General features: G+C 32.2%; 1 pseudogene. It reads right to left on the bottom strand.

The annotated features are described in order from the left end of the window. Window positions 1-29: 29 nt before the first annotated feature. Window positions 30-261 (bottom strand): annotated as a pseudogene (locus R0J92_RS24025) (hypothetical protein); the annotation flags it as partial.

Raw genomic sequence — 261 nt, 5'->3', positions numbered from 1 at the left:
ATTCCATGAACTAACCTCCGCTTAAATAGTTACTTATGAATTTGATAAGGAATTTTCTTTTTCTTTAAGTATTCCTTTAAGTTCTTAGTGATACCTATCTTACCAGTTTTGGCACTTTTAAAAAAGTGCCACTTTACGCCTTTAACTCTGCCTTCACTTCTTAACCTGGCATCTTTATCAATTTGTTTTCTCACAAAGTTTGATAAACTTGTATAGCCAACTTTAGATTCGTGTGCAACACCTTTTTTTGAAACATAAGCA

The sequence above is a fragment of the Tritonibacter sp. SIMBA_163 genome (assembly GCF_046535935.1).
GTDB lineage: Bacteria > Pseudomonadota > Alphaproteobacteria > Rhodobacterales > Rhodobacteraceae > Epibacterium > Epibacterium scottomollicae.
This window is presented reverse-complemented; position numbering and strand designations above follow the sequence as displayed.